This is a genomic window from Streptomyces scopuliridis RB72 (assembly GCF_000718095.1).
Classification (GTDB): domain Bacteria; phylum Actinomycetota; class Actinomycetes; order Streptomycetales; family Streptomycetaceae; genus Streptomyces; species Streptomyces scopuliridis.
The window spans coordinates 360,138-379,170 of record NZ_JOEI01000002.1; the positions used below are offsets into that span (position 1 = coordinate 360,138).

Genomic DNA, 19,033 nt, shown 5'->3' on the forward strand with positions numbered 1-19,033 from the left:
CGGTCACCAAGTGGCGTCAGCGCTCACCTGATCACCAGAGGGCCCGTGCCCTCCGCGCATTCCACCGCGGGCCGCCGTCGGCCGAGCGAAAGGACGGGATACGGCGGCCGCGGACGCTATCCGATCAGCTGTGACATCGCGTCGAGGCTGCGCAGTGTGTCCGCTTCCGGAGCGGTGTCCAGGGTGAAGAGGATCCGGTCCGCGCCCGCCGCGACGATGGACTCGACCACCCGAGCGTCCGGCGGCACCTGATACGCCGTCACCGGCATGTATCCACGGCCCCGCTCCTCCGCACGCCGTCGGAAGTCCGCCACGAGATCACCGAGGCCGCCCTCCCCCTCCAGCATCATCGGCAGCCAGATGAGCCCCCAGTCGTCACCGAAGTCCAGGACACGCTCGACGGCCGCGGGATGGTTGCCGCCGACCATGACCGGCGGATGCGGACGCTGCACCGGCTTGGGCCAGGAGAACACCGGGTCGAAGGAGACGAAGTCGCCATGGAACTCCGCCTCCTCCTGGGTCCAGAGGGCCTTCATGGCGAGTACGCGCTCGCGCAACAGCGCCATGCGCGTCCTCGGGTCGGTACCGTGATTGCGGATCTCCTCACGGTTCCAGCCGGCACCCACACCGACGGCCGCGCGGCCACCCGACACCAGATCGAGCGAGGCGATCTCCTTGGCCAGCGTGATGGGATCGCGCTGGGTGACCTGGAACACGCCGCCGCCCACGATCAGCCGCTCCGTGGCCACCGCGGCCGCGGTGAGCGACACGATGGGGTCCAGGGTGCGGTAGAGATCCCGGCCGAGTTCCCCACCGCCCGGCCACGGGGTCTCCCGCTTCACCGGAATATGGGTGTGCTCGCCGACGAACAGCGACTCAAATCCGCGCTCTTCCAGGGCTCGGCCCAATTTCGCGGGCCCGATTCCCTCGTCGGTCACGAGGGCCGACACACCGAACTTCACACGCTCTCCCCATATCGAGTCGTACCGGTCAGCAAGGCCACATGGCCCGGTCAGCCGGTGGCGGGTACGAGCGTCCCGCCGGCGGTTGCGATCGGCACCGTGTCGGAAATTCCCTCGGCGCGGACGATCTTCTCGTCACGGATGATCCAGAAGTGCACGAAGCGCACGTTGAATTCGTTCCCGGACTCCTTGAACCGTCCGCTCCACCAACCGAGTGCGGCGACCCAGTCACCGGACGGAAGGTACTGTTCCACTTCGAACTTGGCCTGGTCCAGGTGTCCCAGAGCACTGGCGAAGTACGCGGCGGCTCCGTCGAGCCCCTTGTAGTCGCCCTGCGACCACGGCAGCGACTTCGGGGCGATCATCTCGACCTCGGGGTCACAGGTCCCGAGAACCATCTCGATATCGAAAGCGGTCAGGCCCGCGTAAACGCGCTTCACCGTGTCGACAGGCTGTTCCGGCATTTTTCCTCCATCATTTCCGGTGATACATGGTTTTCTCTCGTCCCCGGCAGGGCTACGGCACGGCACTCTGCACGCGGGTGCTCGCCGCGCCCACGGCAGGCGATCTGCGGGCAGCGCGCAGCGAACGGGCGATCACAGTCGGCCGCATGAGCGCGGACGGCGGAGCCAGCATCTGCTGTACCTCCAGCATCACGCGGTGCACATCCACCGACGTGTGACTGGCGCGGGTGACCTGACCCACGTACCAGTTGGCGAGGTCGGTGCCGAACGCCTTCGGCCCCACCGTCTCCGGGAAGATGAAGTCGCCCGCGGTAGCGATGCGCCATGGCATCTCAAGCAGTTTGCCCACCGCCCGGAAGTACTTGCGCGTCATCATGGCGGTCGGCCCGCCGACGCGGTCGAGGCACTCCCCGAGTTCGAGCGCCTCCAGAATGGCCACGGTCATCCCCTGGCCGTACAGCGGATTGAAGCTGCACACGGCGTCGCCGATCGCCACGTAGCCCGCCGGTGGCTGGCTCAGCCGCTCGAAGAAGCGCCGACGGGCATGGGGGTACGTGTAGCGCACCGCGTCGCCGTCGTCCACCGGCTTGGAACGGGCCAGCAGATCCGACATGTGGGACACGGGCAGACCGGCGGCGAACTCCGCGAAACCGGCGGGATCGGTGGGCGCGTAGGTGCGGTGCCAGCCCCCCAGCGTGACGAGCCAGCGGTCTCCCTCCACGGCGAAGGCCGCCGCGGCCCGCTTGTCGTTCGGTGAGATCGAGGCCATCAGGTAGATCAGGCCGCCCTGCTCCGTCAGTTGGTCACCGGGGAGACGGTGCAGCAGACGGCTGGTGTAGCCAACGTCGATCTTCACGGTGTCGACTTCGGGTGCGGGGCAGCCCACGTGCTCAAGCCAGCGGTCCCCCCGGTCGCTCCGCCCTGTCGCGTCGACGACCAGATCGGCCGGGATCACCTCGCCGTTGTCGAGCTCCACACCGGTCACCTGGCCGGTGACGCCAGTGACGCCCGTGACCGACGCGCCGCCCCGCAGTTCAGCGTTGGGCAACGCGCTCACCCGCCGTCGCAGCGAGAACTCCAGAAAGGCACGGGTCAGACTGACACCGAGCATTCCGGTGGGGTACGGGATACGGAAGGCACCCATCTGGTGGAACATGAGGTCGTTCCCCGGGTCCCACGGGACCGCGCCGCTCGCGGTCAACTCGGCGGTGAGGCCCGGAAACACCTTCTCAAGCGCCAGACGTCCGCCGATGAGCAGGGCATGACCGTGACGGGCCTGCGGCACACCCTTCCGGTTCCGCGCGTCGGAGGGCAGCTCATCCCGGTCGAGGACAGTCACTCTCTCGAACCTGCTGGCCAGCGTGCCAGCGGCGGTGAGGCCAGCTATGGAGCCTCCGATGACTACCGCATGCCTAGCAAGCACGCCTACGCACCCACCTTCATGAGAAGTCCGTGATCTCCTGGATCACCGGGTCTCCTGGTGAGTCTGCGTCGAGGCGTCGGGGAGTTCGCCTCCGTGATTGCTCAATCCCCACAGACAACAGAGTCAGGAAGACCCGCCGTCCGCGTCCGCCACCGGGGGCGGTGTGCGGCGCGGCCACCGCGCGCCCGCCTGTTCCGACGCGGCGGCTCGGAACGCCTCCAACAGGGCGCACCCCGGATACGTCCCGAACGTCCGGTACTCCCAGCGGTAGTAGCGCGACCAGTAGCTGACCACGCGCCGCTCCGTGCGCGAAAAACGCTGGATTCCGCGCGCGGCTCTGCCCTTCGGCCGTCCCGCGGCACGGTCCTGATCAGCCCAGGAAGCTCAGCCGGACCTGACGGTTCGGATTGTCCTTGTTGGTGTCGACCAGGCAGACCGACTGCCACGTGCCCAGTTCCAGGCGTCCCCCGATCACCGGCAGCGTCGCGTGTGGGGGCACCAGGGCGGGGAGTACGTGGTCTCTGCCGTGGCCGGGGGTGCCGTGGCGGTGGTGCCAGCGGTTGTCGGGGGGCAGGAGGGTCCGGAGCGCGGCGAGCAGGTCGTCGTCGCTGCCGGCGCCGGTCTCGATGATGGCCACGCCCGCGGTCGCGTGCGGTACGAAGATGTTCAGCAGGCCGTCCCGGCCCGCCGCGCTGTCCTGGAGGAATTCCTCGCAGGCATGGGTCAGATCGGCCACCGCCTCACGCGTGCCGGTGGTGACGTTCAGGGTTCTGGTGGTGAATGCGTCGGGCATGCCTCCATCTTCCCGCCCGGCCCGCGGGACCGCGCGTCCGCGTACCGAGACGCCATTGACCGGATCCGGAAACGCTCGCTACGTTCTGCGGCATGTTGCGTTCAGCTCTGCTCACCACGCGCGGTCACATCGACCTGCTGCGGGTGGCCTCCGCCGCGTGTCGTCGCGGCTGCTGACGCCCTTCTCCCCCCGGGGCTCTTCCCTCCGGCATCGCCCCGTCTCTCCCGTCGCCCCGGTCGGCGTGTCCCGCTGACCGTATGCCGTCGCCGTATCCCCGCGCGCCGGCGCTGAGGCGCGTCTTTCCCGCACGCTCCTTCCCCCTCCCCCCGCCCGAGGAGCCGCCATGACCATCGATCATGCCCCGCCGGACCTCTCCACACTGTCGAAGAACGAACCTCTCGCGCTGGAGCCGGTGACACCCACGGCCGGCTCCCGGCGCCGTGCCGTGCCGCGGTGGCTGCGGCGTACCGTCGGGCCGCTGCTGCTCCTGGCCGGCTGGCAGGTGCTCAGCGCGACCGGGGTGCTGCACCGCGACATCCTCGCCTCCCCCGGCACCATCGCCGCGGCCGCCGGCGAGCTGATCAGTGACGGCACCCTGCCCGCCGCCATGGGCATCTCGCTCCAGCGGGTCGCCGTGGGGCTGCTGCTCGGCGGGGTGATCGGGATCTCCCTCGCGCTGGTCTCCGGGCTCTCCCGGCTCGGCGAGGATCTGGTCGACGCGACCGTGCAGATGCTGCGTACCGTGCCCTGGGTCGGGCTGATCCCGCTGTTCATCATCTGGCTGGGCATCGGCGAGGCCCCGAAGATCGCGCTCATCGCGCTCGGGGTGGCCTTCCATCTCTATCTCAACGTGTACGCGGGGATTCGCGGCGTCGACGAGCAACTCATCGAGGCGGGACAGTCGTTGGGGCTCGGCCGCTGGGGTCTCGTACGGCATGTCGTCCTGCCGGGCGCGCTGCCCGGTGCGATGACCGGTCTGCGGTACTCCCTCGCCACCGCCTGGCTCGCCCTCGTCTTCGGCGAGTCCATCAACGCCGACGCCGGAATCGGCTTCCTGATGAACCAGGCCAGGGAGTTCTTCCGTACGGATGTCATCGTCGTCTGCCTGGTCGTCTACGCCTTCCTGGGCCTGCTCGCCGATGCCGTCGTCCGCACTCTCGAAAGGCTGCTGCTGCAATGGCGACCGACATTCCAGGGCAAGTGAGCCCCGCGACCGCGGGTCCGGTGTCCGACGGCGCGGTGGCGGTACGGGTCGAGGGGCTGACCCGGGCCTTCGACGGGCGTCCGGTGATCGACCGGCTCGATCTGACCCTGCGTCCTGGGGAGTTCACCGCGCTGCTCGGCCGCAGCGGCTGCGGCAAGTCGACGCTGCTGCGGGTGCTGGCGGGTCTTGACCGCGATATCGAGGGGACCGTACTCGTACCGAAGCGGCGCGCGGTCGCGTTCCAGGCGCCGCGGCTGATGCCCTGGAAGCGGGTCTGGCGCAATGTGCTGCTCGGTCTCGACGGCAAGCCCCAACGGGACATCGCCGAGGGCGCGTTGGCGGAGGTCGGGCTCGGCCACCGCTCGGGGGCCTGGCCCAAGACGCTCTCGGGCGGCGAGGCCCAGCGCGCCTCGCTGGCCAGGGCGCTCGTACGGGAACCGGATCTGCTGCTGCTCGACGAACCGTTCGGCGCCCTCGACGCGCTGACCCGGATCAAGGCGCAGCGGCTGGTGGCCGAGTTGTGGCAGCGGCGCGGCTGCGCGGTGCTGCTGGTCACCCATGACGTGGAGGAGGCGCTGCTGCTCGCGGACCGGGCGCTGGTGATGCGCGACGGGGTGATCGCGTACGAGACGCCGGTCGCGCTGGACCGGCCTCGCGCCGTCGGCGATCCCGGCTTCGCCGCCCTCCGCTCCCGGCTCCTCACCGAGTTGGGGGTCGATGAGCCCGTCCCCACCGGCGCCGCGGCCTAGGGCGTGTTTCGGAAGTCCCGCCTGCCTGGCGACGCCTGGCAGGCGCTACTTCCGAAACACGCCCTAGACGAGTAGGTCCGCCTTCCCCCCGCACCCCCACAGAAAGTCCGCTGATGAAACGCTTCCTCCCCGCCGCCCTGCTCCCCCTGGCCCTCCCCCTCGCCCTCCTCCTCACCGCCTGCTCCGGCAGCTCGTCCGCCGACGACTCCGGCGGCGCGCGCGGCTCCGTCGACGGCAAGGGCTCCCTGACCCTCAACATCGGTGACCAGAAAGGCGGTTCGGAAGCGGTCCTCCGTGCCGCCGGTGAACTCGACGACCTCCCCTACCGGGTCAAGTGGTCCACCTTCACCTCGGGGCCGCCGATGCTCGAAGCCGTCAACGCCGGTGCCGTGGACCTCGGTTCCGTCGGCAACACGCCGCCGGTCTTCGCCGCCGGAGCCAAGTCGAAGATCACCGTCGTCGCGGCGGTCCACGGCGACTCCCGGGGCGAGGCCATTCTCGTACGGAAGGACTCGCCGCTGAAGAAGACCGCCGACCTCAAGGGCAAGTCCGTCGCCGTCGCCCAGGGCAGCTCGGCCCACTACCAGTTGATCGCCTCGCTCAGAAAGGCCGGCCTCACCCTCGACGACATCAAAGTCACACTGTTGCAGCCGGCCGACGCCCTGGCCGCGTTCACCACCGGCAAGGTGGACGCCTGGGCCGTCTGGGACCCTTACACCTCTCAGGTGCTGCGCGGCGGGCAGGGACGGGTGCTGACCGATGGCCGGGGCGTCGTCAATGGGCTGAACTTCCAGGTCGCCGCGCCGGCCGCGCTCAAGGACACGGAGAAGGCGGCGGCCATCGGTGACTTCATCGAGCGGCTGCGCCGGGCGCAGGACTGGGTCTTCGGCCATCCCGAGCAGTGGGCGAAGGTCTGGGCGAAGGACACCGGGCTGCCGTACGAAGTCGCCCTGGACGCGGTGAAGCTGACCTACGGCACGCGCGTACCGGTGGCCCTCGACCGGGCCGCGATCTCCTCGGAGCAGCGGATCGCCGACACCTTCACCGAACTGAAGCTCATTCCGCACGCGTTCGACTTCGCCGACTACGTGGACGACCGCTTCAACAAGGACCTCCCGCCGTCGACCTCGCCGGCGCGCAGCTACGGAAAGGCCTCTTCCCGATGAGCATTCATCTGCATTGGTTCCTGCCGACCGGGGGCGACGGACGTACGCTCGTCGACCGGCACGCGTACACCGACGGCGGCATCAAGCGCTCCCGCATCACGCCGGTGAGCGGGATCAGGGCCCCGGACATCGACTATCTGGCGCAGATCGCCAAGGCCGCCGAGCATCTGGGCTTCGAGGCGGTGCTGACGCCGACGGGCACCTGGTGCGAGGACGCCTGGCTGACGACGGTGGCGCTCGCGCAGCAGACCGAGCGGCTGAAGTTCCTGGTGGCCTTCCGCCCGGGGCTGATCTCACCGGTGCTCGCCGCGCAGATGGCGGCCACGTACCAGCGCATCACCCGGGGCAGGCTGCTGCTCAATGTGGTGACCGGTGGTGACTCGACCGAGCAGCGCCGCTTCGGCGACCATCTCGACCACGACCGCCGCTATGCCAGGACCGCGGAGTTCCTCTCGGTGATCCGGGGCGTCTGGGGCGGCCGGCCGTACGACTTCGACGGTGAGCACTACCAGGTGGAGGGCGGGCTGACCGCGCTGCCGCCCGATCCGCTCCCGGAGATCTTCTTCGGCGGTTCGTCCGCGGCGGCGGGACCGGTCGCGGCCGAGCACACGGATGTCTATCTGACCTGGGGCGAGCCGCCGGCCCAGGTGAAGGAGAAGATCGACTGGATCCGTGGTCTCGCGGAGGAGCGGGGCCGTACGGTCCGCTTCGGCATCCGGATGCACACCATCTCGCGGGACACCGCCAAGGACGCCTGGGCCACCGCGAACCGGCTGCTGGACGATCTCGACCCCGAGACGGTCGCGGCTGCCCAGCAGGCGCTGGGCAGGAGCGAGTCGGTGGGCCAGCAGCGGATGATCGCCCTGCACGGTGGGTCCCGCGACCGGTTGGAGATCGCGCCCAATCTGTGGGCGGGGGTGGGGCTGGTACGGGGCGGCGCGGGCACCGCGCTGGTGGGCAGCCACGCGGACGTGGCCGACCGGATCGAGGAGTACCACGAGCTGGGGATCGAGCACTTCGTCCTGTCCGGCTATCCGCATCTGGAGGAGGCGTACTGGTTCGGGGAGGGCGTGACCCCGCAACTGGCCGCGCGCGGGCTCCTCGCACAGGTCCCGGCCTCGCCGCTGCTGGGCGTGCCGGCGGTGAACGGCCGCCCGGCGTCCGCGCCCGGTGGCGCTCCGCTGCTGCTCTCCGGAGGCCGGTGACAGAGCGCCCCGGTCCGGACCTGGAGGTTCAGGGGAAGATTCCCGCCCCGGAGGCTGTTGGTAGAAACGTGAACGACTTTGGGGTGCGGGACATCGATGTAGTGGTCGTCGGCGCCGGACAGGCGGGTCTGTCCGGCGCCTACCATCTGCGGCGGTCGGGTCTGGAACCCGACCGCGACTTCGTCGTACTGGACCATGCCCCCCGGCCCGGCGGCGCCTGGCAGTTCCGCTGGCCCTCGCTGACATACGGCAAGGTCCATGGCATGCACGCGCTCCCCGGCATGGAGCTGACCACCGCGGAGAGCGATGACGCGCGGCCCTCCTCCGAGGTCATCGGCGCGTACTTCACGGCGTACGAGCGGCGCTTCGGCCTGCGGGTCCACCGGCCCGTGGACGTACGGGCGGTGCGCGAGGGCGACGGCGGGCGGCTGCTGGTGGAGACCTCCGAGGGGAACTGGTCGGCCCGGGGGCTGATCAGCGCCACCGGGACCTGGGACCGGCCCTTCTGGCCGCGCTACCCCGGCCAGGAGACCTTCCGTGGGCGGCAGTTGCACACCGCGGACTATCCGGGGCCCGGGAAGTTCGCCGGGCTGCGGGTGGTCGTGGTGGGCGGCGGGGCCTCCGGCACCCAGCATCTGATGGAGATCGCGGAGGTGGCGGCGGACACCACCTGGGTGACGCGCCGGCCGCCCGTCTTCCGTGAGGGCCCGTTCGGCGAGGAGCAGGGACGGGCGGCCGTCGCGCTCGTCGACGAGCGGGTACGGCGGGGACTGCCGCCGCGGAGTGTGGTGTCGGTGACCGGTCTGCCGGTCACCGAGGCGATCACGCGGGCCCGCGAGACGGGGGTGCTGGACCGGCTGCCGATGTTCGACCGGATCACCCCCACCGGCGTGGCCTGGGACGACGGCCGGACGGTGGAGGCCGATGTGATCCTCTGGGCGACCGGGTTCCGGCCGGCGGTCAGCCATCTGTCACCGCTCGGACTGCGGGAGCCGGGCGGCGGTATCCGGGTGGAGGGGACGCGGGCCGTACGGGACGAACGGGTCCATCTCGTGGGGTACGGGCCCTCGGCCTCGACGATCGGCGCGAACCGGGCCGGGCGGGCGGCCGTACGGGAGATCAAGCGGCTGCTGGAGCGCGAACCGGCCGTGGCCTGACACCGCGAACACCCCGCGGACCGGAACACCCCAGGACCCGAGGCCCGGACGGCGACGCGATCAGTTCGAGCCGTTCGCGGCCATGCGGTTCCGGTTGAACTCCTCGACGTTTCGCCGCTGTTCGGCGTATTTGTTGCTGAAGCGGGTGTCCCCGGGCTTCACCGTGACGAAGTACAGCCAGTCCCCGCTCGCGGGGTTGAGCGCCGCGTTCATCGCCTCCTCCCCCGGGTTGCCGATCGGCGTGGGCGGCAGCCCTTTGCGCTCATAGGTGTTGTACGGGCTGTCGATCTTCGTATCCGCGTGGCTGGTGTCCACGGTCGAACGGTTCAGCGCGTAGTTCAGCGTCGAATCCATCTGGAGCGGCATGCCCAGCGAGAGCCGGTTGTGCACGACTCTGGCGACCTTCCCCATGTCGGCCACCGAATCCGCCTCCGCCTGCACGATGCTGGCGACGGTGACCGCCTGATAGGTCGACATCCCGGCGCGCTGCGCCCCGGCGCTGATCCGGCCCGCCCCGAACCGCTGGTTGGCGGTGTTGACCATATAGCTCAGCAGATTGGCCGGGGTCGTCGCGGAGCCGACCGGATACGTGGCCGGGAAGAGAAAGCCCTCGGGGTTGCCCTTGGCGGCCTCGGGCAGCCGCAGCCGCGCGGTGGACGCCGCCTTGCGGGTGGTGCCCGGGGACAGGCCCAGCGCCTGGTCGACGGAGACATAGACATCGGCGGCACGCCGACCCTCCGGAATGACCAGCGTCGTCCGCTTCTCGCCCTCACCGCCCCCGGTCAGCAGGAGTACGGGAACCAGCACCGCGGCGGCCACGACCAGGACCGCGGTCAGCAGCACGACCACACGGCCCCGGCGGGTCAGACGGGGTCTGCGCCCGGGGCTCGCCTCCGGAGGCTCGTTCATCATGCGGGCACGCTAACCCGGAGTGATCAGCGAACCCGGCACTTCAGGCGCGCCGACACGGGCGACGCGGCAACACCATACGAACGGCATACGAACGGCACGCGAGCCACCTGCCGGCGACGGCCGGACCGGACACGGAGAGTGCGCGATCCCGCTGACCGAACGCTGTGCCGTCGCTCCCCGTCCCGCAGGAGCGGCGGCACTGCCATGTCAGGGGGAGACCGACGCCAGCGCCTCGGCCTGCTGATGCGTCGGCCGGCTGTCCCTGCGTACGAGGGCGGCATAGCGGCCGTCCTGCTCGATCAGCTCGTCATGGGTGCCCCGCTCCGCGATGGCGCCCGCGTCGAGGACCACGATCTGGTCCGCGTCCCGCACGGTCGAGAGCCGGTGGGCGATGGTGATGGTGGTGCGCCCCTCGGAGAGCGCGTCGATGGCCTGCTGGACCGCGTGTTCGGTACGGGTGTCCAGCGCACTGGTGGCCTCGTCGAGGATCAGCACCGGCGGGTCACGCAGGATGGTGCGGGCGATCGCGAGCCGCTGCTTCTCACCGCCGGAGAAGCGGTATCCGCGCTCGCCGACCAGCGTCCCGTAGCCGTCGGGGAGCGAGGCGATGTGGTCGTGTATCTGGGCGGCCCTGGCGGCCGTCTCGATCTCCTCGTCGGTGGCTTCCGGCTTGGCGAAACGCAGATTCTCCGCCACCGAGGCATGGAACAGATAGGTCTCCTGCGAGACGACGCCGACGGCCCGCGCGAGCGTGTCGAAGTCCAGGTCGCGTACGTCGACGCCGTCGATCAGGACCCGGCCGCCGGTCACGTCGTACAGCCGGGGTACGAGATAGCTCAGGGTCGACTTGCCGGAGCCCGTGGGGCCGACGACGGCGAGGCTGCCGCCGGCCGGGACCGTCAGACCGATCTCCCGCAGCGTCCTGCGCCCCTTGTCGTCATAGCTGAAGTCGACGTCCTCGAACCGCACTTCACCGCGGATCGTGTCGAGCTTGACCGGCCGCTCGGGCTCGGTGATGTCGATGGGCAGATCGAGGTACTCGAAGATGCGCTGGAAGAGGGCGAGCGACGTCTGCATGTCCACGCCGGTGGAGAGCAGGCTCACGGCGGGCCGGAACAGGCCCTGCTGGAGCGAGACGAAGGCGACGAGCGTACCGATGGAGACGGCCGTGCCACCGGCGCCCAGCGCGATGCCGGCGGCCCAGTAGATCAGGGCGGGCATGGCGGCCATGACGATTCCGATGGTCGACATCCGCCACCGGCCGGCCATGTTGGAGCGCACCTCCAGGCCGACCAGCCGCTCGGACTCGTCGGCGAAGGACTTGGTGAGCGAGTCGGCACGCCCCATCGTGCGGCCCAGGAGGATGCCGCTCACCGAGAGCGATTCGGTGACGGTGGCGGCCATGGTGGCCATCTGCCGCTGGCGGTCCGTGGTGATCTTCTTGCGCTCGCGGCCGACGCGTCGGCTGATCCAGACGAACACCGGCAGCAGCACCATCGAGACGGCGGTGAGCCGCCAGTCCAGGGCGAGCATCGCGACGACCGAGGCGACGACGGCCGTGAGGTTGGAGACCAGGGAGGTCGCGGTGGAGGTGACGGTCGCCTGCATGCCGCCGATGTCATTGGCGATACGGGACTGGACCTCACCGGTCCTGGTCTTGGTGAAGAAGGCGAGCGGCATGCGCTGGAGCCGGCTGTAGACGCCGGTGCGCAGATCGTGCATGACGCGCTGGCCGACCGTGGTCGAGATCAGCGTCTGAAGCACGCCGAAGACGCTGTTGACGACCGCCGTGAGGATCATGCCGAGGGCGAGCAGACTGAGCAGGCCGGTACGGCCCTGCGGTATGGCGGTGTCGAGGATCTCGCGCAGCATGAACGGCGAGGCGACCGTGACCAGCGACGACGCGCCGACGAGCAGCCCGACGATCGCGAGCCGGCCGCGGTAGGGACGGAAGAGGCCGAAGATGCGCCGCAGCTGGGCGGGCGGCTCCGGCTGCCCCGGATCACCGGGGCGGGACGACGGTGTCCACGTCGAGTGTTCGGGTTTCATGGGCTCCTTCGATGGCTGAGGGGCTCGGGCGGAGGTACGCGGGTACGGGCGTACCCACGAGGCTCGTCGAGCCTAGCTCACTGTTACCTATGTTCACAATGACCATAGTCCTGATATTATTCCGCCATGAGCACCCCCGACGCCGACGGCCTGCTGGCGGAGCAGCTGCTGCGGCTGACCCGCAGGCTCCACCGCATCCAGAAGCGGCAGTTGGAGCCGATCGGCATCACTCCCGCGCAGGCCCGGCTGCTGCGTACCGTCGCGTATTACGACAAGCCGCCGCGGATGGCCGATCTGGCCCAGCGTCTCGAAGTGGTGCCCCGGGCCGTGACCTCCCTGGTCGACGGGTTGGAGGCGAGCGGCTCGGTGCGCCGCGCCCCCGATCCGACCAACCGTCGCGTGGTCCGTATCGAGCTGACCGACACCGGCCGGGCCACGCTGCGGGCCCTGCGCGAGGCCCGCCGGTCGGCCGCCGAGGAGGTCCTGGCCCCGCTCGCCGCCGAGCAGCGCGAGGTTCTCGGGGGGCTGCTCTCGACGCTGGTCGACGGCGGCCCCGAGCGCCGCTGCTGACTCCGGCGCGGAAGAAGTCCAACAGCCCGTTCCCAAGAGTCCAATCGGACCCTTGCGCATCACCTTGCGCATCGCCCGCGTCGGCGGCCAAGGTCCTTTCCGAGGTTCACGCACCAGCCGCGCACGTCAACTCCCCCCTTGGAGGGTCGATGCACGACGCAGCACAGGAGAACCCCGGTACGGAAGACACATCCCCCAGTGAGGACAGCGCCCAGGGAAGCGCCCAAGGAGAGGTGAGCCGCCGCTCGGTCCTGCGGACCACGGCGGGTGTGGCGGGCGCCGGGCTCGGCCTCTCCGCGCTCGGCGGCGGCACCGCGGCCGCGGCCGGCCCCGCCGCGGCTGCCGGAGCCGCGGAATCCGCCGCGTCCACCGACTCCTCGGCGCCCCCGCGCAAGGGCCGCACGATGGCCGGGGTCCCGTTCGAACGCCGCACGACGGTACGGGTCGGCATCATCGGCCTGGGCAACCGCGGCGGCAGCATGATCGACCTCTTCCTCGCCGTCCCGGGCGTCCGGGTCGTCGCGCTCTGCGACCCGGTGAAGGCGAAGACCGAGAGCGCCGCCGCGAAGGTGGTGCGCGCGGGCCAGCCCGCGCCCGCCGTCTACACCAACGGCGAGGCCGACTACGAGAACCTCTGCGCCCGCGGAGATCTCGACTTCGTCTATGTGGCCACGCCCTGGGACTTCCACTTCGAGATGGCCAAGTCGGCCATGCTGAACGGCAAGCACGTCGGGGTGGAGTGTCCCATCGCCATGCGCCTCGACGAGCTGTGGCAGCTCGTCGATCTCTCCGAACGCACCCGGCGGCACTGCATGCAGCTGGAGAACTGCTGTTACGGGAAGAACGAGATGCGGGTCCTGCGGATGGCCCACGCGGGCAAGTTCGGGGAACTGCTGCACGGCGCGGGCGCCTACAACCACGATCTGCGCGGCCTGATGTTCGACCCCGACTACTACGAGGGGCCCTGGCGCCGGCTCTGGCACACCCGGCTGCGCGGCGATCTCTACCCCAACCACGGCTTCGGCCCGGTCGCCAACTATATGGACATCAACCGGGGCGACCGCGCGGTCTCGATCACCAGCGTCGGCACGCCCGCGCTGGGGCTCGCCGAGTACCGCGCCGCCCATATGCCGCCCGGCGACCCGAGCTGGAAGGAGACATACATCGAGAGCGACCGGACCATCAGTCTGGTCAGGACGGCGAAGGGCCGGGTCATCCGGCTGGAGCACGATGTGTCGACGCCACACCCGTACAGCAGGATCAACAGTCTCGGCGGTACCAAAGGTGTGTTCGAGGACTATCCCGAGCGCATCTACATCGAGCCGGACCACACGGATGACTCCTGGGGCGACTTCGGGAAGTATGCGGACTGGGACCACTGGCTCTGGAAGGAGCATGCCAATCCGCCCGGTGGCCATGGCGGGATGGACTACATCATGGTCTTCCGGCTGATGCAGTGTGTCCGGCTCGGCCTCGTGCCCGACTTCGATGTGTACGACGCGGCGACCTGGACCGCGCCGGTGCCGCTCAGCCACGCGTCGCTCAAGGCGAACGGGGCCCCGCAGCAGATCCCCGACTTCACACGCGGCGAGTGGCGCAACGCCCGTGCGGGGGTGGACTCCGGCAGACCCGAGGAGTGATCCGGAACCCGTGAGTGCGGGGGCCGTACGGCGCGTACCGTACGGCCCCCGCACCCGTCCGGCGCACCCTCTTCCGGCCCCTCCCGGCGCCCCTCCCCGCACCCCTCCCGCTGGCTCGTTCTGGCTCTTTCCGCGGAAAACCCATTGCCCCGGGCACTCCAATAAGGCGAACCTTGCACGGTTTGGGCCACTCCACGAGTCATGGGACATCATGCAGATTCGCGACCTTCCGTATCCCGATCCAGGGATTCCCGATGCCAGGTCAGGCCCCCGCTTCCTGCTGTGGCTCGGACGTAGTCAGCTGGGCGGACAGATCAAGGCCGTGTGCTGGGGCCTGCTGCACTTCGCGGGCATCGCCGGGCTCTCGGTGGGCGCCGGGCTCGCCGTCCAGGCGGTGATCGACCGCTCCGGCGGCCGGCTCGCGTTCGCCGGCGGCTTCATCGCGCTGTGCGGCGCCGCCATCTCCATCGGCGACACCATGCTGCACCGCACCGCCGTCACCAACTGGATCACCGCCGCCGCGCGCGTCCAGCAGCTGCTGGCGCGCAAGACCGCCCAGCTCGGTGCCGCGCTGACCCGCCGGGTCGCCGCCGGTGAGGTCGTCGCCGTCTCGACCGGCGACGTCGAGAAGATCGGCTGGTTCGTGGAGGCGCTCTCGCGCTTCCTGGCCGCCGTCATCGCGATCGTGCTGATCTGTATCGGGCTGGTGCTGTATCTGCCGGAGCTGGGGACGCTGGTCGCGGTCGGCGTGCCGGTCCTCGCCGTCGCCGTACTGCCTCTGCTCCCCCGCGCCGCCCAACGGGCCGACGTCCAGCGCGAGAAGGCCGGCAAGGCCACCGAACTGGCCTCGGACACCGTCGCCGGACTGCGGGTACTGCGCGGCATCGGCGGCGAGGAGCTGTTCCTCGGCCGCTACCGCGCCGCCTCGCAGGAGGTGCGCAAGGCCGCCGTGCGCAGCGCCCGTATGTGGTCGCTGATCTCGGCGATCCAGGTCCTGCTGCCGGGCATCATGCTGATCTCGGTCATCTGGTACGGGGCCCGGCTCGTCCTGGACGGCAGGATCGAGGTCGGCGGGCTGGTGACCGTCTACAGCGCGGTGACGCTGCTGCTCTTCCCGCTGCGGCACTTCGAGGAGATCGCCATGGCGTACTCCTTCTCCCGGCCCTCCGCGAAGCGCGCGGCCCGGGTGCTCTCACTGGAGCGGACCGCGTTCGAGGACGAGCGCGGCGGGCTGGACGACGCCCGGCCGACCGGGGAGCTGTACGACCCCGCCACCGGTCTTCGCGCCCCGTCCGGGCTGCTGACCGCCGTGGTGTGCGGGGATCCGGACGCGGCGGGGCGGCTCGCCGAGCGCCTCGGCGGCCATGCCGCCGACGAGGAGAAGAGCGCGTCCGTGCTGCTCGGCGGGGTGGCGCTGGACGATCTCCCGCTGGACGCGGCGCGGGCCAGCGTCCTCGTACAGGACAAGGACCCGGTGCTGCTGTCGGGGACGCTCACGGAGCTGCTGGACATCCCGGCCTCCGGCGCGGTCGATCCCGAGAAGGCGCTCGCCGCGGCGCAGTGCGGCGATGTCCTCGACGCGCTCATTCAGGCGTCGGTGGACGGCAGCGGCGACCCGATGCGGTCCAGGATCACCGAGCGCGGCCGGTCGCTCTCCGGCGGCCAGCGCCAGCGGCTGGCGCTGGCCCGTTCGCTGGTGACCGACCCGGAGGTGCTGGTGCTCGACGAGCCGACCTCCGCCGTGGACTCGCATACGGAGGCGCGGATCGCGCAGAGCGTGAAGGAGCTGCGGGCCGGCCGTACGACGGTGGTGTTCGCGTCCTCGCCGCTGCTGCTGGACCACGCGGACCGCGTGGTGTTCATCCATGAGGGCCAGGTCTCCGCGGTCGGTCTCCATCGCGAGCTGGTACGGGACGACCCCGGCTACCGGGCCGTCGTCACCCGCGAGACCGAGGACGAACAGAGCGAGACCGCGGCCGAACAGAGACAGATCATGACGCCGGCGTCAGCGCGGGCACGGGAAGAGATCGAGGAATCAGCATGATCGGCGTGGCCCCTCCGGCGTACGACCCGGCGGCGCCGGAGTCGGCGACGACCCTGCCCGTCGGGACGCCCGCGACCGTACGCGCCTATGTGGGCGAGCTGCTGCACCGGCACCGCACACCGTTCATCCTGCTGATCTCGGTCAACACGGTCTCCGTGATCGCCTCGATGGTCGGCCCGTATCTGCTCGGCGACATCGTCGAGAAGCTCTCCGAGGGCGCGCGCGAGCTGCATCTTGAGCGCACGGCCGCGCTGTTCGCGATCGCGCTGGTCGTCCAGACCGTCTTCGTACGGATGATGCGGCTGCGCGCGGCGATGCTCGGCGAGGAGATGCTCGCGGATCTGCGGGAGGACTTCCTCGTGAGATCCGTCGGGCTGCCGCCCGGAGTGCTGGAACGGGCGGGCACCGGCGATCTGCTGTCCCGGATCACCACCGACATCGACCGGCTGGCGAACGCGATGCGCGAGGCCGTGCCCCAGCTCGCGATCGGCCTCGTCTGGGCGGCGCTGCTGCTCGGCGCGCTGACGGTGACCGCGCCGCCGCTGGCTCTCGCGGTGCTGCTCGCGGTGCCGCTGCTGGTCATCGGCTGCCGCTGGTACTTCAAGCGCGCGCCCTCCGCGTACCGCTCGGAGGCCGCCGGATACGCGGCCGTCGCCGCCATGCTCGCCGAGACGGTGGACGCGGGACGGACCGTGGAGGCGCACCGCCTGGGCGGGCGCCGGGTGGAGCTGTCGGAACGGCGGATCAAGGAGTGGACCGCCTGGGAGAGGTACACGCTCTGGCTGCGGTCGGTGCTGTTCCCCGTCATCAACCTCACGCATACGACGATCTTCCTGGCCGTGCTGGTGATCGGCGGGGTCTTCGTCCTCCAGGGCTGGATCACCGTCGGACAGCTGACGACGGGCGCGCTGCTCGCCCAGATGCTGGTGGAACCGGTCGGGATCATCCTGCGCTGGTACGACGAGCTCCAGGTCGCGCAGGTCTCCATCGCCCGGCTGGTGGGGGTACGGGACATCGAGCCGGACGCGGGCGACGCGTCGGTGGTCCCCGACGGCCGGGATGTCAGCGCCGACGACGTGAACTTCGGCTACCGCGAGGGCGTCGACGTATTGCACCGGGTGACGCTGAATGTCAGCCCGGGCACCCGGCTCGCGCTGGTCGGTCCGTCCGGCGCCGGGAAGTCGACGCTGGGCCGGCTGCTCGCCGGGATCTACGGACCGCGCACGGGCCGGATCACGCTGGGCAGCGCCGAACTCTCCAAGATGCCCGCCGAGCGGGTACGGGAGCATGTCGCCCTGGTCAACCAGGAGCACCATGTGTTCGTCGGCGCGCTGCGCGACAATCTGCTGCTGGCGCGCACGGGCGCGGAGGACGCCGAGCTGTGGGCGGCGCTGGCGGCGGTCGACGCGGACGGCTGGGCGCGGGCGCTGGACGAGGGCCTGGACACCGAGGTCGGTTCCGGTGGTACGGCGCTCACCCCGGCCCAGGCCCAGCAGATCGCGCTGGCCCGGCTGGTCCTCGCGGACCCGCACACGCTGGTGCTGGACGAGGCGACCTCGCTGCTGGACCCACGCGCGGCCCGGCATCTGGAACGTTCGCTGGCCCGCGTCCTGGACGGCCGTACGGTCGTGGCGATCGCCCACCGGCTGCACACCGCGCATGACGCGGATGTGATCGTGGTGGTCGAGGAGGGCCGGATCAGCGAGCTGGGCAGCCATGACGAGCTGGTGGCCGCGGACGGCGCGTACGCCGCGCTGTGGCGCTCCTGGCACGGCTGACGGAGCGCGGGGGCGTCCCGTACGGGCTTGTACGAAGCCGTACGGGACGCCCCCGCCGCGTCAGATCAGATTGAGGGCGGACGCGCCGCCGACCCCGCCCAGCAGCATGAACACCGGCATCAGCACCTTCAGCTCCACCCAGCTGCCGGCCCGGAACCGCATCGCCTTCGGCGGGCCTATCGGGTACCACCGCTTGCGGCCCAGCGGTATGGGCCAGAGGATCGGGCAGCCCGACACCGTCAGCGCGTCCCCGATGTCGTGCACCAGCGCGCCGAGGACGATCGGCAGCCCCAGCCAGAGGTACTCCTGCCCCGGCGCGGTGAAGAGCCAGTCCGCGCCGTTGCCCGGCTGGTCCAGGATGCCCGCCAGCATCCAGGCGCTGGTCGCGCCGAGCAGCCAGACCAGGACATCGCTGGAGACCCGGGCGGCCCGCCACAGCAGGCCCTCCACCGCGAGCACCAGATGGACGAAGAGGATCGCGAGCACCCCCCAGCGCCCGGCGGTGATCGCCAGCAGTGAGGCACCGCCGCCGATCAGGACCGCCCACAGCCAGGTATGGGTCAGGGTGCGGTGGCCGCCGGTCCTGCGGGGGTCTCCGGGCTTCCTGGTCGCCTTGTAGACGGCGAACGACAGCTTGTCGACGATCTCGCAGAGGGCCTTGGACACCGGTCCGAACGCCCGGGAGATCGTCGCGGCCTTGTGGTCGAGGTCGGGGGCGAGCGCGGCGCCCGCGGTGATCAGCGCGCCGACCACCAGGACGGGCCACGGCATGGTGTGGCCGGCGGCGGCCGCGGCGGCACCCACCCCCAGCCAGGCCGCTGCCCCTGACAGAGAGTGTGCCGGTCCCATCATGGTCGTACCCGTCCCAGTGCAGTTGTGGTGAAGGCCAGTGTGGCGAAGCCCAGTTGACGGGCCAG

General features: G+C 70.6%; 18 protein-coding genes. 10 read left to right on the top strand and 8 right to left on the bottom strand.

The window, feature by feature from the left end; genetic code table 11:
* Positions 1–116: 116 nt before the first annotated feature.
* From IF11_RS0102725 to IF11_RS0102745, 5 genes are all read right to left on the bottom strand, one after another.
* On the bottom strand, positions 117–962 hold the full coding sequence (locus IF11_RS0102725) for an LLM class F420-dependent oxidoreductase (RefSeq protein WP_030349751.1): 846 nt from the start codon (positions 960–962) through the stop codon (positions 117–119).
* Between the two features lie 50 nt (positions 963–1,012).
* Positions 1,013–1,426, bottom strand: a complete 414-nt coding sequence (locus IF11_RS0102730) for a nuclear transport factor 2 family protein (RefSeq protein WP_030349752.1) — start codon at positions 1,424–1,426, stop codon at positions 1,013–1,015.
* A gap of 52 nt (positions 1,427–1,478) precedes the next feature.
* Positions 1,479–2,765: an FAD-dependent oxidoreductase gene (locus IF11_RS0102735; RefSeq protein ID WP_206300681.1), complete on the bottom strand. Its 1,287-nt coding sequence runs from the start codon at positions 2,763–2,765 to the stop codon at positions 1,479–1,481.
* A 207-nt stretch (positions 2,766–2,972) separates the two neighbouring features.
* Entirely contained in the window at positions 2,973–3,143 is a 171-nt protein-coding gene (locus IF11_RS38365; RefSeq protein ID WP_240627730.1) for a hypothetical protein, read from the bottom strand.
* Between the two features lie 76 nt (positions 3,144–3,219).
* Positions 3,220–3,642: a secondary thiamine-phosphate synthase enzyme YjbQ gene (locus tag IF11_RS0102745; protein WP_030349754.1), complete on the bottom strand. Its 423-nt coding sequence runs from the start codon at positions 3,640–3,642 to the stop codon at positions 3,220–3,222.
* Positions 3,643–3,734: 92 nt separating this feature from the next.
* Here IF11_RS0102745 and IF11_RS43090 point away from each other — a divergent pair, with 92 nt between their 5' ends.
* The 6 genes from IF11_RS43090 (at position 3,735) to IF11_RS0102770 (ending at position 9,123) form a co-directional block, all read left to right on the top strand.
* Entirely contained in the window at positions 3,735–3,818 is an 84-nt protein-coding gene (locus IF11_RS43090) for a putative leader peptide (protein ID WP_349817350.1), read from the top strand.
* A gap of 167 nt (positions 3,819–3,985) precedes the next feature.
* Positions 3,986–4,846: an ABC transporter permease gene (locus IF11_RS0102750; protein ID WP_030349755.1), complete on the top strand. Its 861-nt coding sequence runs from the start codon at positions 3,986–3,988 to the stop codon at positions 4,844–4,846.
* On the top strand, positions 4,819–5,595 hold the full coding sequence (locus tag IF11_RS0102755) for an ABC transporter ATP-binding protein (RefSeq protein ID WP_030349756.1): 777 nt from the start codon (positions 4,819–4,821) through the stop codon (positions 5,593–5,595). The genes IF11_RS0102750 and IF11_RS0102755 overlap by 28 nt, the downstream gene beginning before the upstream one ends.
* Positions 5,596–5,705: 110 nt before the next feature.
* On the top strand, positions 5,706–6,761 hold the full coding sequence (locus IF11_RS0102760; protein ID WP_030349757.1) for an ABC transporter substrate-binding protein: 1,056 nt from the start codon (positions 5,706–5,708) through the stop codon (positions 6,759–6,761).
* Positions 6,758–7,966, top strand: a complete 1,209-nt coding sequence (locus tag IF11_RS0102765) for an LLM class flavin-dependent oxidoreductase (protein ID WP_030349758.1) — start codon at positions 6,758–6,760, stop codon at positions 7,964–7,966. The genes IF11_RS0102760 and IF11_RS0102765 overlap by 4 nt, the downstream gene beginning before the upstream one ends.
* Before the next feature lie 83 nt (positions 7,967–8,049).
* Positions 8,050–9,123, top strand: coding sequence for an NAD(P)-binding domain-containing protein (locus IF11_RS0102770; RefSeq protein ID WP_078490363.1), 1,074 nt, complete (start codon positions 8,050–8,052; stop codon positions 9,121–9,123).
* Positions 9,124–9,183: 60 nt separating this feature from the next.
* Here the strand turns inward: IF11_RS0102770 and mltG are convergent, their stop codons facing one another.
* Positions 9,184–10,035, bottom strand: coding sequence for an endolytic transglycosylase MltG (gene mltG, locus IF11_RS0102775; protein ID WP_030349760.1), 852 nt, complete (start codon positions 10,033–10,035; stop codon positions 9,184–9,186).
* A gap of 207 nt (positions 10,036–10,242) precedes the next feature.
* Positions 10,243–12,084: an ABC transporter ATP-binding protein gene (locus tag IF11_RS0102780; protein ID WP_030349761.1), complete on the bottom strand. Its 1,842-nt coding sequence runs from the start codon at positions 12,082–12,084 to the stop codon at positions 10,243–10,245.
* 126 nt (positions 12,085–12,210) lie between these two features.
* Between IF11_RS0102780 and IF11_RS0102785 the strand changes: the two genes are divergently transcribed.
* The 4 genes from IF11_RS0102785 to IF11_RS0102800 all read left to right on the top strand — a co-directional run bounded on the left by IF11_RS0102785 (position 12,211) and on the right by IF11_RS0102800 (position 18,116).
* Entirely contained in the window at positions 12,211–12,654 is a 444-nt protein-coding gene (locus IF11_RS0102785; RefSeq protein ID WP_030349762.1) for a MarR family winged helix-turn-helix transcriptional regulator, read from the top strand.
* 149 nt (positions 12,655–12,803) lie between these two features.
* Positions 12,804–14,294: a Gfo/Idh/MocA family protein gene (locus IF11_RS0102790; protein ID WP_030349763.1), complete on the top strand. Its 1,491-nt coding sequence runs from the start codon at positions 12,804–12,806 to the stop codon at positions 14,292–14,294.
* 211 nt (positions 14,295–14,505) lie between these two features.
* Positions 14,506–16,338, top strand: coding sequence for an ABC transporter transmembrane domain-containing protein (locus IF11_RS0102795; RefSeq protein WP_030349764.1), 1,833 nt, complete (start codon positions 14,506–14,508; stop codon positions 16,336–16,338).
* On the top strand, positions 16,335–18,116 hold the full coding sequence (locus IF11_RS0102800) for an ABC transporter ATP-binding protein (RefSeq protein ID WP_030349765.1): 1,782 nt from the start codon (positions 16,335–16,337) through the stop codon (positions 18,114–18,116). Before IF11_RS0102795 ends, IF11_RS0102800 begins: the two co-directional genes overlap by 4 nt.
* Before the next feature lie 60 nt (positions 18,117–18,176).
* Here IF11_RS0102800 and IF11_RS0102805 read toward each other — a convergent pair whose 3' ends face one another.
* Complete coding sequence (locus tag IF11_RS0102805) at positions 18,177–18,968, bottom strand: metal-dependent hydrolase (protein WP_030349766.1); 792 nt, start codon at positions 18,966–18,968, stop codon at positions 18,177–18,179.
* Between the last annotated feature and the right edge of the window lie 65 nt (positions 18,969–19,033).

Coding starts and splice junctions, on each gene's coding strand:
- IF11_RS43090 (WP_349817350.1), top strand. CDS start 3,735: ATGTTGCGTTCAGCTCTGCTCACCACGCGCGGTCACATCGACCTGCTG.
- IF11_RS0102745 (WP_030349754.1), bottom strand. CDS start 3,642: ATGCCCGACGCATTCACCACCAGAACCCTGAACGTCACCACCGGCACG.
- IF11_RS0102730 (WP_030349752.1), bottom strand. CDS start 1,426: ATGCCGGAACAGCCTGTCGACACGGTGAAGCGCGTTTACGCGGGCCTG.
- IF11_RS0102790 (WP_030349763.1), top strand. CDS start 12,804: ATGCACGACGCAGCACAGGAGAACCCCGGTACGGAAGACACATCCCCC.
- mltG (WP_030349760.1), bottom strand. CDS start 10,035: ATGATGAACGAGCCTCCGGAGGCGAGCCCCGGGCGCAGACCCCGTCTG.
- IF11_RS0102765 (WP_030349758.1), top strand. CDS start 6,758: ATGAGCATTCATCTGCATTGGTTCCTGCCGACCGGGGGCGACGGACGT.
- IF11_RS0102795 (WP_030349764.1), top strand. CDS start 14,506: ATGCAGATTCGCGACCTTCCGTATCCCGATCCAGGGATTCCCGATGCC.
- IF11_RS0102785 (WP_030349762.1), top strand. CDS start 12,211: ATGAGCACCCCCGACGCCGACGGCCTGCTGGCGGAGCAGCTGCTGCGG.
- IF11_RS0102755 (WP_030349756.1), top strand. CDS start 4,819: ATGGCGACCGACATTCCAGGGCAAGTGAGCCCCGCGACCGCGGGTCCG.
- IF11_RS0102805 (WP_030349766.1), bottom strand. CDS start 18,968: ATGATGGGACCGGCACACTCTCTGTCAGGGGCAGCGGCCTGGCTGGGG.
- IF11_RS0102780 (WP_030349761.1), bottom strand. CDS start 12,084: ATGAAACCCGAACACTCGACGTGGACACCGTCGTCCCGCCCCGGTGAT.
- IF11_RS0102800 (WP_030349765.1), top strand. CDS start 16,335: ATGATCGGCGTGGCCCCTCCGGCGTACGACCCGGCGGCGCCGGAGTCG.
- IF11_RS0102750 (WP_030349755.1), top strand. CDS start 3,986: ATGACCATCGATCATGCCCCGCCGGACCTCTCCACACTGTCGAAGAAC.